The 16,421-nt window shown below is 52.5% G+C and carries 2 protein-coding genes (1 of these 2 running past the window's edge); both read right to left on the reverse strand.

Annotated elements, in window-relative coordinates:
- Window positions 1-13: 13 nt before the first annotated feature.
- On the reverse strand, window positions 14-12,370 hold the full coding sequence (locus M3650_RS05435) for a non-ribosomal peptide synthetase (RefSeq protein ID WP_251573045.1): 12,357 nt from the start codon (window positions 12,368-12,370) through the stop codon (window positions 14-16).
- Window positions 12,370-16,421 carry the 3' portion of a non-ribosomal peptide synthase/polyketide synthase gene (locus tag M3650_RS05440; RefSeq protein ID WP_251573047.1) on the reverse strand. It continues 10,636 nt past the right edge of the window, so 4,052 of the gene's 14,688 nt are visible here — the last part of the coding sequence; its start codon lies beyond the right edge, outside the window; its stop codon occupies window positions 12,370-12,372. Before M3650_RS05440 ends, M3650_RS05435 begins: the two co-directional genes overlap by 1 nt.

Below are 16,421 nucleotides of genomic sequence, written 5' to 3' on the forward strand. Positions count from 1 at the left end.
CCTTTTGGATGGCTTACAAATCTTCGTCCATTTCTCCCAAGGCTTCGAAAATGTTCTCCAGCTCCGTTTCATTCCAGCCGAACTCAGCAGCACTTACTGCTACCTGACTGTGTACGCCCGTATCTTGGCAGTCGCTAATAATGGAGGAAAGAACAGTCGCATAAGAGTCAGCTAGTCGCTGAATCGTTGCTTCATCATGAATATCAGCGCAATAACGCCAATCCATTGTCAGTTGACTGTCCGTCACCACACCATTCACTTCAATGAGAGCTTCCCGTTCATTGTCTTGCCCGCTCAGCGTACCGATGGACTCTGGCGCTGCACCAAAATACCCGGTTGTGTCACTGTCGGCCTGAAGCTGTCCTAAGTAGTTGAAGATAATCTGGGGCTGCAGTCGCTGCTTCTGTTCGGAAGAACTACTTTGCAAATAACGCAGCAACCCGTAACCGATGCCGCCGCTTGGAACTTGCCGCAGTTGCTCCTTCACTTGGCCAAGCACCGTGAGCGGATGACGGGAATCAGCAAGTGTCAACTTAATTGGATACATGCTCGTAAACCATCCAACAGTCCGTGACAAATTCACATCCTCGAACAATTCCTCGCGGCCGTGGCTCTCCAGATGCAGCGATACCGACTGCTGCCCCGACCACTCCTCGATCGCAAGCAGCAGCGGAGTGAGCAAAATATCATTCATATGTGCGCCTGTAACTGCCGGGACTTGCCGCAGCAATTTCTTCGTCTGCTCCCGATCCAGCAAGATTCGCACAGTACGGACAGCGTGATTCGTATTCATAGCCCGAATCTGCCCAGGTGTCAACTGCTGATCTATTGGTAGACATGGCTCCTGCTCTGCTTCGATCTCAGCCCAATATTGCTGCTCTGCTTCCAGAGCGTCCGACTGAGCGTATTGCTGCAGCCGTTCCGCCCATGTCTTGAACGACGTTGTCTTAGGGGGCAAATGAACGGACTTGCCTTGAACTATCTGCTTATAGACGTATTGCAAGTCTTCGAGCACAATTCTCCAGGAGACACCATCCACCACAAGATGATGGACAGTTAGCAACAACCTGGCAGGTTGCTCGGCACCACAGTTGAACAAGGCGGCACGCAGCAGCGGACCATTATGTAGATCAAGGCTGGCATGCAATTGTTCGATGTGTGCCTCCATCGCCTGCTTCTGTTCCGTCTCTGCCAATCCGGATAGATCATAGCTGGTGAAAGGCAGCTTCTCTTCAGGTTCGGTACAAACTTGATTCCAGCCCGATTCCGTCTGAATATATCGCATACGCAAGGCGTCATGATGTGTAAACAGCCGCTCTACAGCCGCTTCCAGCGCAGTAAGGTGCACAGGCTGCTTAACCGTAAGCAGAATCGCCTGATTCCAATGATGACGCGCTTGCATCCGCTTGTCGAAGAACCATCGCTGAATCGGTGTGAATGGCACACTCCCCGTCACAATGCCTTGCTCCGCTTGAATAGGCGATGCTTTTTCGACCGTGGCCGCCAATTCAGCGATCGTTTGATGCTGGAACATTTGTTTTGCTGTAAGTTTCAGCCCTACCTGTCCTGCCCGCGCGACAACTTGAATGCTCATAATGGAATCGCCGCCGAGTTCAAAGAAATTATCATGAATGCCTACAGACTCACGTCCGATCACTTGTGCCCAAATAGTGCAGAGCATCTCCTCAATGCTATTGCGACCCGCTTCGTAAGCCTGTTCATTGTGCGTCCATTCCGGCTCCGGCAGCGCCCTGCGGTCGATCTTGCCATTAGGCGTCAACGGCAGCCGCTCCATCATGACAAACGCGCTTGGAATCATGTAATCCGGCAACCAATCACTCACATGCTGGCGCAGTATATCCGTGAGCGCAGCATCTGCAGTATCGCGCTGTCCTTGTGCCGGTACGACGTATGCAACAAGTCGGATCTGACCAGATACATCCTGACGGGTAATGACGCTTGCTTCCTCTACATCCGGATGATGGGAGATAACCGTCTCCACTTCGCCCAATTCAATGCGGAAACCGCGAATTTTCACTTGATCGTCCATACGTCCGACGTATTCGATCTCCCCGTCTGCACGGTAACGGCACAAGTCGCCTGTCCGGTACATTCTCGCTTGCGGATCGGCACGGAACGGGTCTTGCACGAACCGCTCCGCGGTCAACTCAGGCCGGTTCAAGTACCCTCGTGCCAAGCTGCTTCCCGCAATGTACAGTTCTCCCGGCACACCGATCGGTACAGGTTGTCCGCTCGCGTCCAGAATGTAGCATCTCGTATTCGCAATCGGTCTGCCGATCGTCGGCGCTTCTTCCGTCTGCACGCCGGATGCAACCGTTCCGCAAGTGGCCACTACCGTGTTCTCCGTCGGGCCATAATGGTTCACCAAGGCGAACGGCAATTGCACTTCCGGATGGTGGTGCAGCTTATCTCCTCCCGTCAGCAGCGCACGCAGCGGCGTCTCCTCCGGCCAGTCCACGCTGATGACTCGCTCCGCCAACGGCGTTGGCAGGAACGCGAGCGTAATTCCACTCTCAATGAGCCAATCCCGCAGTTGTTCGGGACTCAATCGAATCTCGTCGTCTGCGATATACAGCGCTGCCCCTGCCGTCAGATACGGCCATATTTCCCATACCGAAGCATCAAAGGCCGTTCCCGCAATCAGCGTAGCCCGGTCTGCCTCTGTCACCTGATACGCGCCATGATGCCACTGGATCAGGTTAAGCAACGAATCATGCTGCACTTGCACGCCCTTAGGCTGTCCGGTTGAACCTGAAGTGTAGATGACATACGCCAAATTGGCTGTGTTTACGTCTACTGCCAGCTTCTCACCGCTCTCCTCAGCAATGCGCGGCCAGTCCGAATCGAGACATAGCGCAGCCGCACTATGCTCAGGGAGCTGCTCCAGCAAGCCCGCCACAGTCAACAGCACCGGAACTTGCGTATCGTCCATAATGAAGCGAAGTCTTTCTTTCGGATAATGTGGATCAAGCGGTACATAAGCACCTCCTGATTTCAGCACGCCAAGCACCGCAATGATCAGCTCCACGCTGCGTTCCATGCAGATGCCAACGGGCATCTCTGCTCCGATTCCGTGCTTCGCCAAATGATGAGCGAGCTGGTTCGCGCGCCGATTCAACTCTCGATAGGTCAGGCACTGCTCGCTACATACAACGGCAATGGCATCAGGCGTCTTAGCCGCCCGCCGTTCCACCCACTCATGCACGCAAGGCCCTGCAGCATATTCATGGACAGTGTCATTCCAGTCCTCCAACAATTGCTGCTGTTCGTCACTGGTCAGCATTTGCAGACTACCTACACACTGTTCCGGGTGGGAAGCCATCTGATCGAACAAAACGAAGAGGTGATCCAGCATTCTTTCTACCCGTGCCGCCTCGAACAAATCGGTATTATAAGTGAAGGAAGCAAGCATGCCGTCCGTTGTTTCGATCATCGTTAACCCAAGATCGAATTTGGATTGTTCCCATGCAATCGGAACAGGTGCTGTCTTCAATCCTGGCAGCTCAATCGTTCCCATTTGCTTGCTCAACAGATCGAACACGACTTGGAAAATCGGCGTATGCGACAAGCTCCGTACAGGCTGAACCATGTCAACCAGCTGCTCGAACGGCAAATCTTGATGATCATAAGCGTCCAAAGCTGTCTCTCTGCTCTGCCGCAGCAAATCACGTACAGTCAAATGCTCGTTGAAATCTGCTCGAATCGGCAGCATATTTACAAAAAATCCGATCAAGCCCTCAATCTCGGGCTTACTACGATTCGCTACAGGCGTCCCGACGCAGAAGCTGTCCTGTTCCGTATATCGGTGGAGCAGGATGTGGAAGCCTGTCAGCAGCGTCATGAAAAGAGTCGCTCCCTCTTCGATGCTCAGCTTCTCCAGCTTATGCAGCACATCAGTCGGAAGAACCCGATACACCTGAGCACCGTAGAAGGTCTGCACCGCAGGACGCGGCTTATCAAGCGGCAGCTCCAATACGGACGGGAGCCCGCTTACTTGCTTCATCCAATAATCAAGTTGCACTTCGCGATGCTCCCCACTTAACCAATCGCGCTGCCACACGGCGTAATCCGCATATTGCAGTGGAAGCGCCGACAGCTCTGCCGTCTTGCCGCAGCATAGAGCCTCATATAATGCGCCCCACTCCTTAACGAGCACACCGATCGACCAGCCATCAGAGATGATGTGATGCATCGTCAGCAGCATGACGTGCTCCTCTGGATGAAGCACGACCAGTGACACATGAATGAGCGGGTCGTGAGACAAGCGGAATGTCCGGCTCGCTTCCTCCTTCGCTAATCGCTGTACAACCGTTTCTTGTTCTGCAGACTCGACCAGACTGAGATCAACAATAGATACAGTAAGCGTCAGTTCCTGTACAATCACCTGTTCAGGCTGGCCGTCGTTATTGGTAACGAATGTGGTGCGCAGCGACTCATGGCGCCGCACAATCTCATTCAGTGCTTGCTCCAGAGCAGCGACATTCAGATTTCCTTGCAATCGTAATGCAGCATAAATATTGTTATGCTGGTTCTCCATTCCCAACTGGTCTAGGAACCAAAGCCGCTGCTGGGCGAACGACAACGGCAATTTCTCGGAGCGAGACACTGCGCTAATCGGAACGGCAGGTACCGTCCCTAGCTTGCGAATAGCTTCAATCCTTCCCGCGAATTCGTTCAGCGTGGGTGCTTCGAACAGTGTCCGCAGAGACAGATCAATTTGAAACACTTCACGAACGCGCGAGATAAGCTGCGTAGCCAGCAGCGAATGTCCACCAAGGTCGAAGAAATGATCGTCAATCCGCACAGGCGATACGTTCAGCACATCAGACCAGAGGGAAGCCACCAATTGTTGTAGCTGCGTAAGATTTGCTGCCTCTCCCGACTCTTGTGTAAAGTCCGGGGCGGGCAAGGCGTTGCGATCTACCTTGCCATTAACCGTAAGCGGCATCGCATTCAGTTGCACGAACGCCGTTGGAATCATATATTCCGGAAGCTGTTCTTTGGCATATTGACGCAGATGTTCCGTTGATAACTGCTCTACTGTCTGTTCCGGGACAACATAAGCAATCAGACGCTTCTCTCCAGCAGCTTCGCCCATTACACGTACATACACTTCGCCTACATGCGAATGAGATGCCAGCACTCTCTCGATCTCACCCGGTTCGATCCGATAGCCGCGTATTTTAACCTGCTCATCCATGCGACCTAGGAACTCCACGACTCCATCTGAGCGATAACTAACTAAGTCTCCTGTCCGATAACAGCGTTCTCCCTTGCGGAACGGACTCGCTATGAACTTCTCTGCGGTCAAGTCAGGCCGATTCCAATACCCTCTTGCCACCCCATCCCCGCCAACAAGCAGTTCGCCCGCTGCCCCAACTGGCAGCAGATTCATATGCTTATCCACGACATAAGCGGTCGAGTTCGCGATCGGACGACCGATCGGAATGGTCTTTTTCTCTTCCGCCTGTACGGCATACGTGAGGGAGAATGTCGTATTCTCCGTCGGTCCGTATCCATTGACCAAAGTAAGTTCAGGGTTATCCTGCAGCACACGATTGACATGCGGTACAGATAACACGTCGCCACCAGCAATTAATGTCTGCACCCCGCTGAAAATCCGGCTGTCCTGCTGCACGAATTGATGGAATAACGGAGCGGTCAGCCACAACGTATTGATCCGATGCCGCTCGAGCTCTTGCTTCAACCTGCTGCCGTCCAGAATGACTTCCTTCTCCGTGATATATAACTGCCCGCCATTTAATAGTGCACCCCACACTTCAAATGTCGAAGCATCGAACACGACCGCCCCTGTTTGCAAGATGCGAGTCTGTTCATTCAGTTGTACGTAATTAGTGTTGGCCACCAAGCGAACGACATTGCAGTGCTCGACCATGACGCCTTTTGGACGCCCTGTGGAACCTGAGGTGTACATCACATAAGCTAGATCCTTGACTGTCGCAGTGTCTGTCGAAGTTCGCTCACATTCGTCAACTACCGATTGCTTGTCGGGATACGCTGTCTGTTCATCAATGACCAGCAATTCCCCTGTAAAAGGAAGATTGCGACATTGTTCAGAATCGGCAACAAGCAGCAAGTCAGCTGTCGTATCCTCCAGCATCATAGCGATCCGCTCACTTGGATAATTCGGATCTATCGGTACATAAGCCCCGCCAGCTTTCAGAATGGCTAACATGCCAACCACCATCTGTACAGAACGTTCAGCAAGTATCGGCACGAGCTTATTGCGTCCAATGCCGCGTTCTTGCAGCACGTGAGCCAGCTTGTCTGCATGCTCGTTCAACTCCCGATAACTCCAGGTGCATCCATTGCTAATGACTGCAGCGCTTGTTGGCCGTCTTGTCGCTTGATCTTCGAAGAGCTGATGGATCGTCTTATCCCTCGGATAATCGGTTGTCGTATCATTCCAACTGGAGATGAGCAAGCTCTGCTCGCTTTCGCTCAGCCAATGTAACGAACCAATCCGTTGCTCGGGATTCGCTGCCATGCTGTTCAACACATTTGTAAAGTGAACGAACAACCGCTCCACGCTGTCCGCGCTGAACCGATTCTGGTCATACAAGGCATGCAGACTAAGTTCATTTTGCAGCACGGCGGCAATCGTTAACGGAAGATCCGGATTTTCATACGCCCGAATCTTTTCGATTTGCAGACTGGCAACACCATGTTGTGCTGCCGTATCCGTTGGGTAATTCTCAAAAACAACCAAGCTTTCGATCAGGGGTGTTCCTCTTGGCACATCACTCCAACCCTGAATTTCGATGAGCGAAGAATGCTCGTATTGACGCATGTCGCTCAAATCTTGCTGAAGACGCTCCAGCCAATCGACAAGCCGTTCCTCTGGCGTAATCGTTGCTTTCATCGGCAGCGTGTTAATGAATAGACCGACCATAGAGTCGGCACCTTGAATGTCCGTCGGACGACCTGCAACGGTTACTCCGAACATAACCTGTTCATTGCCACTGTACCTACTAAGTAGAAATGCCCATGCCCCTTGAATAAGGGTCCCCATCGTAAGCTGACGGCTGCGTGACAACTGCTGGAGCTTATTCGTTGCATCCGCAGTCAACTTGATCGTATATTCTCCAGTTCCGCCTGCACCTGCCTCGTTCGCCTGTTCCATCGTTAACCGTGTCGGAGGAACTCCTTGCAAATGATTTCGCCAGAACGCTTCTGCTTCGCGCTTATTTTGCTGACGGGTCCACTGGATGAACTCCTTGTACGGCTTCGGTTTATGGGATGCAATCCGCTGACCTTGCACGGCTGCCTCATACGTTTCCAGCACTTCTCCCCATACCAATTGCAAGCTCCAACCGTCCAGCAATAGATGATGGAAGCTCCACACCATCTTATAGCGGTCTTCGCTTGTTCGAATCATCGCAATCCGCATTAACGGAGCGGCAAGCAGGTCATATTGGTGTTCGCGATCTGCTTGCAGCAGCGCATCCAGCTTCGCTGCTTGCTTAATCGACGGCAGATCCCTCCAGTCCTCCCATTTCGTCGGCAAGGATACTTGGCTTACAACAGCCTGATGAGGCTCCGCTACCCCTTCCCACACAAATACAGTGCGGAAAATATCATGCTTGTCCACCGCATGCTGCCATGCATGCTCGAATAGATGAGGTTGAATATGTCCTCGCAGTGTGAAGACCGATTGTTGGCAATACGCATGGGCCTTCTCTTCCAGCAGTGATTCATACAACATTCCAGCCTGAAGCGAAGACAGTGGATAGATATCAATCAATGTACGTCTACTTAATAGGCCTTCCGGTTCAACCAACCGATCAAGTTGATGCTGTGACAGTACAGCCAGCGGAAAGTCGGAAGGGGCAAACCATTTGGTCGGCGCATGGAGCGCCGATTGAATCAAAGTCTGCAATTCCCGTTCGATCCATTGGGCAAAAGCAGCGATTGTCGTTTCTTTATGTAACTTATGGCAATAAGTAATATAGAGATGAAACCGATCTTCAACCACCATCACATTAATGTCGAGCAGGTGCGGACGGTGTCCGTTGCGGCAAAGTACCGAACCAGCAGACGATGAAGCAAGATCGAACAGGGTCGAATCAGAAACCGCCTGATAAAATCGACCGAGATAGTTGAAGCTTATCTCCGCAGGTGCAAGTTGCTGTACCTGAACTGCTGTCTCATCATCGCTAAGGTAACGCAAGACCCCGTAGCCGATTCCTTTATTCGGAATAGAACGGAGTTGTTCTTTTACCGCTTTGACCACAGCTTCCGGTGATGACGCACCGTCTACCGTCACGTTCACAGGATACATGGTCGTAAACCAACCAATTGTGCGTGACAAATCGACATCTTCCACAATTTCTTCACGACCGTGCCCTTCCATATGCGCAAGCAGTGTACGCTTCCCCGTCCAGTGTCCCATTGCGAGAACGATGGCTGCGAAGAGCAATTCCGGAACGTTAGCTTGAGATGCCCCTGGAACTTCATTCAACAATGCCAACGTATCGGATTCGGACAACAGAGCGGTATGAACAGTGGAGTTCGCAACCGTGTTCACGGCAGCAAGCTCTGCGTCAGTCGTTACGTCGAGTGGCAGCCGCGAAGTCTGCCTACCGCTGTTCTCCACCCAACTCGCCGTTTCTTCCCGAGCGTCTTCCGAACGAGCATAGTGGTGAAGCACTTCGCCCCAGCGCTTGAAAGAAGTCGTCTTGGCAGGCAGCTTCACGGGCAGATTGTCGCTTAACTGGTTGCAGAGCGTTTCCAAATCCTCCAAAAGAATTCTCCACGATACACCATCAACCGCCAAATGATGAATAATGATTAGGAGAAGCGGGGATGCATTCGAACCCCGTTCAAAATAAGCGACGCGAATGAGCGGCCCGTCCTTCAAGTTCAAGCTAGCCTGCAACTCTGAGCTCTTCTGCTCAATCACCAGGTCCTGCTCACCTGTGTCTAGGGATGACAGGTCGATAAGGGTAACCACAATTTCTCCAGATTCCGCTATAGCCGCCTCGGATGGACGTTCTCCGCTGCCGAAGCGCATCCGCAGCGCATCATGATGCGCTAGCAAATACGCAAATGCCTGTTCCAGAACAGTAACCTCAAGCGGACGCTTAACGGTTAGCAGCAAGGCTTGATTCCAATGGTGCGCAGCAGCGAACTGCTGTTCGAAGAACCAGCGCTGAATGGGAATCAATGGAACGACGCCTGTCACTTCTCCTTGCTCCGCATCCACCTCAGGCTTTGTACCAACATGTTCCGCCAGCTCGGCAATCGACCGGTGCTCGAAAATTTGTTTAGGCGTCAGCCTCAGCCCTGCCTGACCAGATTGCGTAACAACTTGAATACTGAGAATGGAGTCTCCCCCTAGCTCAAAGAAATTATCGTAGATACCGACCTGTTCAATACCGAGAACTCTCTGCCAAATGTCACACAACATCTTCTCCGTATCGTTGCGTGGAGGAGCATAATCCCGTCGGTCACTATACGACCAGTCCGGGGCTGGCAGCGCCCTGCGATCAACCTTGCCGTTAATCATGAGCGGGAAGGAAGCGAGCAGCACGAAGACAGCAGGAATCATATGCTCTGGCAAGTCTGCTTTGAGATAGTTGCGCAGCATATCCGCAGTCACGACTGCATCTGCTTGCTCCACGACCGTGTACGCAACCAAGCGCTTATCATCGTTCGCCGCCTCTGCAGCAATGACCAGCGCATCCCTCACTTGCGGATGGGAGACAAGTACATGCTCGATTTCGCCCGGCTCAATGCGGAATCCTCGAATTTTTACTTGTGAGTCGATCCGTCCTATAAATTCGATGATGCCGTCTCCCCGATAGCGAACCAGATCTCCGGTACGGTAGCAGCGTTCCCCGTGGCGGAACGGGCTGTCCATGAATTTCTCTTCCGTTAAATCCGGTCGGTTCCGGTATCCGCGGGCTACGCCGTCTCCGCCAACAATGAGTTCCCCCTTCATACCGGCAGGCAGCAGGCGCATATGCCGATCGACGACGTACGCTGTCGAGTTCGCAATCGGACGACCAATCGGAATTGCTCCCGGTTGTTCCCCTGTGAAGCAATATGTCGTCGAGATCGTCGTATTTTCAGTCGGTCCGTATGCATTCACGATTGTCAATCCTGGATTCGACTGCAGCAAACGATTCATATGCGGCACGGACAGCACATCTCCACCAGTCATTAAAGTATGTAATCTGTTAAAAATGCAGCTGTTCTGCTGAGACAACTGGTGCAGCAGCGGTGCAGTTATAAACATCGTATTGACGTCATACTGCTCAATGGCTTGCTTCATTCGCCCACCGTCGAGAATGGTGTCGTTCTCCAGTACAACCAATTGCCCTCCGTTCAGCAATGCCCCCCACACCTCCAAGGTGGCGGCATCAAAGACAACTGCTCCAGTCTGCAGCATTCGCGTCTGCTCATCGAATTGCACATAGTTGCTATGCTTAACCAAGCGAATAACGTTGCGATGTTCGACCATTACTCCCTTAGGACGTCCGGTAGAACCAGATGTATACATGACATAAGCCAGATCAGAAGGAGCTGCGGCAACTTCCAGATTCTCCCCCTTGTCCGTACCCCCAAGCAGTTCGTCCATAAAGACGACTTCACCGTGAAATGTAAAGGCAGGCAGACTCTCCTTGTTCGCTGCAAGCAGCAGATGCGACTCGCAATCTTCTACGATTACTTCAATCCGCTCACTAGGATATGCAGGATCAATCGGTACGTAGGCACCGCCCGCTTTTAGAATAGCCAGCATGCCGATGACCATGTGCGGCGATCGGTGCGTGATCATCGGCACCAATTGTTCGTGCCGAATGCCTAATTCGACTAATTTTCTGGCCACCGTATTCGCGCAGCGATTCAGCTCCGCGTAGCTCCATGTCAATCCTTCGCTGCGAAGGGCCGGGTGATCCAGTCTCTTTGCAACCTGCTTCTCGAACAGACGGTGAATGGTATACTCGCTTGGATAGGCGACAGATGTATCGTTCCAATGCTGCACAATCATCCGTTCTTCTTCTGCCGTAATGAGTGGCAGATCCTTCAGCATAATTCCTTCACCCGCCGCGCTCATCGCTTCGAGCACAACCTGCAGCCGATTGAGCATCCAGTAAACTTGCTTCTCGCTGAAGCGGCTTACATCGTACAACATACGGAGCATCGCCTCTTTACCAGGCAGTACAATGACAGTAAGCGGCAAGTCAGGCTGCTCCGCGGCATCTTGATCGCTTACAGACAGCTTGTCATTCACGTCCCATGTCTTGCTGTCCATCTGAATGTTCTCGAATACGAACAAGCTGTCGAACAGAGGCGTGCCACGCGGCACGTCGCTCCAGCCTTGCACTTGCAGCAGCGGGCTGTATTCATAGAGCCGCAGTTCAGCTTGCCGAGCTTGGGCCTGGCGCAGCCATGGCCCAAGTACAGCGTCACTACTTACGTTCATTCGAACAGGAAGGGTATTGATGAATAAACCAACCATCGTTTCTACACCTGGCAGGTTGGCCGGACGTCCCGACACGGTCGTCCCGTACAATACATCTTCTTCTCCACTGCAACTGCTTAGAAATAGTGCCCACGCACTTTGGAACAGCGTGTTCGGGGTGACGCGGCATTTGCGCGCAAATCGGTTCAATGTGTCCGTTGTGTCGCGTGACAGACGCAGCGATACTTGCGCGTATCCAGCTTCCATCCCTCGTTCTATGTCTGCAGGCAGCGTCGTCGGTGCTGCGAAGCCTTGCAAGTTATTACGCCAAAATTGCTCGGCTTTGCCCATATCTTGTGCTTCCAGCCATTCGCTATAGTCGCCATAAGGACGCACTTCCGGCAGCTGCGAATATGTCCCCTGATCAATTGCATTATAGAAGCTGAACAGGTCTTGAATGACGACTGGAATCGACCAGCCGTCCAGCAAGAGATGATGAAAGGTCCACAATACGCGGTGTGCATCGTTCTGCAACCGGACAAGTGTCACGCGCATCAACGGCGCAACCTTCAAATCGAATGTAGCCTCGCGATCCTCTGTCAGCAAGCTTGCAAATCGCTCTTCCTGTTCTTCCAAGGAAGCTTGGCTCCAGTCATGCTCGATAATCGGCACTTCCACGTTAGATTGCACGACTTGATAAGGTTCCTCGACATCCTCCCAGACGAGCGAGGTTCGCAGAACAGGATGACGCCCCAGAACTTGCTGCCAAGCTTCAGCCAAAGCGGGTGTATTCAATTCCCCATGCAGACAGAATCGTACTTGAGTAATATAGGCCTGTGATCCTTCATCATACAGACTATGGAAGAACATGCCCTGCTGCATGGGAGATAATTTATAAATATCCTCAATCAATACTCCCATTATTTCGGCGACCTCCTGTTATGTTGATTCACTTGCGCCATGATTGTATCAAGCGTCTTCTGATTCAACTTGGTCCGCTTGAAGTCAGCTGGCGTGTATTCTTCCTGCCCAGTTTCCTTGCAGCCCGCGATAATCTCGCGCAGCGCCTGCATATAATGTTCGGCAAGCCGTTCGATCGTATCGTCGCGGTGATAATTGCTGCTATAAGCCCATGTCAACCTCAGACATCCACCCGTGACGACACCTACGATGTCCAGCAAGTGCTGCCGTGCGCCTTCTCCATGAACAAGTCCTACCGATTCATTAGCCGCTCCAAGCCAACCAGTTGGTGAAGTCATCTGATCAAACTGCCCCAAGTAATTGAAGCTGACTTCTGCTTCCGGAATCGCATCCAACTGCTCATGTAACTCCTCATCTTCTCGCAGCCAACGAAGCAGACCGTACCCTATGCCGCGATTCGGGATATTCGCAACTTGCTCTTTTATCGCCGTAATCTGATCTCTTAGCGCGCCGGAAGCATTCATTTGCAAATAAACCGGGTACATAGACGTAAACCAACCCACCGTTCTGCTTAGATCTGTATCTTCAAGCAGCGCTTCGCGGCCGTGACCTTCCAGTGTAACCATCAACCCGCGCTCTCCCGTCCAGTTGGCGAAGGCACGCAGAAGTGCAGTTAGCAATATTTCCGTAATTTCACTACGGTAAGCGGTTGGAACTTCCTTCAATAGAGACTGAGTTTCTTTTTGCGATAATTGCACCGTTACTTCATTAACAGAACTGAGCGTATTTAAGCCATTCTCATGATCAATCGGAAGCGGTACCGCATAAGAGTCGGCCATACGCAGCCAATACGTTTGCTCCTTGTGCAGCGCATCTGTCTGCGCGTATGCTGTCAATCGCTCCGCCCAGCTCATATAAGATGTCGTCTTAACAGGAAGCGAAGGAACCTGCTCTTGACTCAATTGCCCGCACAGTGTGTCCAGATCTTCTATCAGAATTCGCCAAGAAACTCCATCTATCGCCAAGTGATGAACCGCCAGCAGCAATCTTCTGCCCTGGTCACCGCCCAATTCGAACTGCACGGCCCTAATAATAGCCCCCTTCATCAAATCCATTCCTGCCTGTGCAGACGTCGCTCTTGCTTCCATCTCGTATTGCTGTTCCGTCTTGTCATATTGCGACAGATCAACGAACTCAAGCGGAACGGTCACTTCCGCTGCCGGAACGATTCGCTGCGTCCAGCCCTCATCGCCTTGCTCGTAGCGCAGCCGCAATGCATCATGGTGCAGAACTAGAAGATGAAGCGCCCGGCTAAGCACTTCCGTATCAATCGGTCTTCGTAGTTCCAGCATCATGGCCTGATTCCAATGGTGTCGGTCATGAATATCTTGGTTGAAGAACCAGCACTGAATCGGAGTCAGCGGCACTTCTCCTACAATTTCTCCCTGATCGGCGACAATGAATGCTTCTTCGCCAACTACAGCTGACAACTGAGCGATGACAGGATAGTCGAACAGCATTTTAGGTTGAATGCGCAGCCCAGCCTGTGCAGCCCGGGCGACAACCTGAATGCTGAGTATGGAATCGCCGCCAAGTTCAAAGAAATGATCATATATTCCCACTTTCTCTAAACCAAGCACTTGTGCCCAGATGGAGCATAGAATTTCTTCTGCCGCATTCCGTGGTGCCACGTATGCTTGGCTCTCGCCACTCCAATCGACTTCAGGAAGCGCTTTGCGGTCGATCTTGCCATTCGGTGTTAATGGCAGCCGCTCCATCATAACGAAGGCACTTGGAATCATGTAATCCGGCAGCTTATCCTTCACATATTGACGTAATGTATCCGTGAGCGCAGTATCCCCAGCACCGGCTTGTCCTGGTGCTGGCACGACGTATGCAACGAGTCGGGACTGACCGGATTCATCCTGTCGTGTTATCACGCTTGCTTCCTCTACATCCGGATGATGGGAGATAACCGTCTCCACTTCGCCCAATTCAATGCGGAAACCGCGAATTTTCACTTGATCGTCCATACGTCCGACGTATTCGATCTCCCCGTCTGCACGGTAACGGCACAAGTCGCCTGTCCGGTACATTCTCGCTTGCGGATCGGCACGGAACGGGTCTTGCACGAACCGCTCCGCGGTCAACTCAGGCCGGTTCAAGTACCCTCGTGCCAAGCTGCTTCCCGCAATGTACAGTTCTCCCGGCACACCGATCGGTACAGGTTGTCCGCTCGCGTCCAGAATGTAGCATCTCGTATTCGCAATCGGTCTGCCGATCGTCGGCGCTTCTTCCGTCTGCACGCCGGATGCAACCGTTCCGCAAGTGGCCACTACCGTGTTCTCCGTCGGGCCATAATGGTTCACCAAGGCGAACGGCAATTGCGCTTCCGGATGGTGGTGCAGCTTATCTCCTCCCGTCAGCAGCGCACGCAGCGGCGTCTCCTCCGGCCAGTCCACGCTGATGACTCGCTCCGCCAACGGCGTTGGCAGGAACGCGAGCGTAATTCCACTCTCAATGAGCCAATCCCGCAGTTGTTCGGGACTCAATCGAATCTCGTCGTCTGCGATATACAGCGCTGCCCCTGCCGTCAGATACGGCCATATTTCCCATACCGAAGCATCAAAGGCCGTTCCCGCAATCAGCGTAGCCCGGTCTGCCTCTGTCACCTGATACGCGCCATGATGCCACTGGATCAGGTTAAGCAACGAATCATGCTGCACTTGCACGCCCTTAGGCTGTCCGGTTGAACCTGAAGTGTAGATGACATACGCCAAATTGGCTGTGTTTACGTCTACTGCCAGCTTCTCACCGCTCTCCTCAGCAATGCGCGGCCAGTCCGAATCGAGACATAGCGCAGCCGCACTATGCTCAGGGAGCTGCTCCAGCAAGCCCGCCACAGTCAACAGCACCGGAACTTGCGTATCGTCCATAATGAAGCGAAGTCTTTCTTTCGGATAATGTGGATCAAGCGGTACATAAGCACCTCCTGATTTCAGCACGCCAAGCACCGCAATGATCAGCTCCACGCTGCGTTCCATGCAGATGCCAACGGGCATCTCTGCTCCGATTCCGTGCTTCGCCAAATGATGAGCGAGCTGGTTCGCGCGCCGATTCAACTCTCGATAGGTCAGGCGCTGCTCGCCGCATACAACGGCAATGGCATCAGGCGTCTTAGCCGCCTGCCGTTCCAACCGCTCGTGCACGCAAGGCCCAGCAGCATATTCATGGGCAGTGTCATTCCAATCCTCTAGCAGTTGCTTCTGCTCCGCACGGCTCATCAGCACAAGTTCCTTCAATTGAACATGCTCATCTGCTTGCGCAATCTGTTCGAGCAGCGTCTGCATATGCCCAAGGACGCGCCGAATGGTAAGCGGATCGAACTGCTCTCGCGAATAGAGCATGCGTAAGGACAAGGATGCACCTGGAACGACAGCAAGGGTAAGCGCATAGTTGGTCTGTTCACTAGTTTCCACTGATTGTAGACGCAGATCACTTGTTGCTTCGCTGCCTGCGTCTACTGGATAATTCTCAAATACAAGAATACTGTCGAACAATGAGATCCCATTAGGTACTTCACTGCAGTTCTGTATAAGCGACAGCGGCGTGAACTCGTACAGACGCTGTTCGGCCTGCTCGTCTTGCAACTGCCATAACCAGTCGAATAGGCAATCGTCTTGGTTCAACCGTACACGTACCGGCAATGTGTTAATGAACAACCCTACCATCGCTTCGATGTTCGGCACATTCGCCGACCTGCCTGATACGGTTGCACCAAATACAACATCGCTTTCTCCGCTGTAACGACTGAGCAGAAGTGACCATGCTCCCTGAATCATCGTATTCATCGTGACTTGCTTGTGCTTCATCAAGGAGAACAGGTTACTCGTTACCTCTTCCGTCAATTCCAATCGTAGCTCTTCATATCCCGGCTCACTTGCCGCTTGCTTCCGTTCCATGACAAGCGGTGTAGGAGTCTGGAAGCCGGACAGTTGCTGTTTCCAATACAGTTCAGCCTGCTGCAAGTTCTGCTCATGCAGCCATTCCA

Origin of the sequence: Paenibacillus sp. MER TA 81-3, assembly GCF_023713585.1 — a bacterium.
GTDB lineage: Bacteria > Bacillota > Bacilli > Paenibacillales > Paenibacillaceae > Paenibacillus_B > Paenibacillus_B profundus.

What these genes read in the sequence shown, in the direction of transcription:
- M3650_RS05435 (WP_251573045.1), bottom strand. Translation starts at nt 12,370, where the DNA reads ATGGGAGTATTGATTGAGGATATTTATAAATTATCTCCCATGCAGCAG.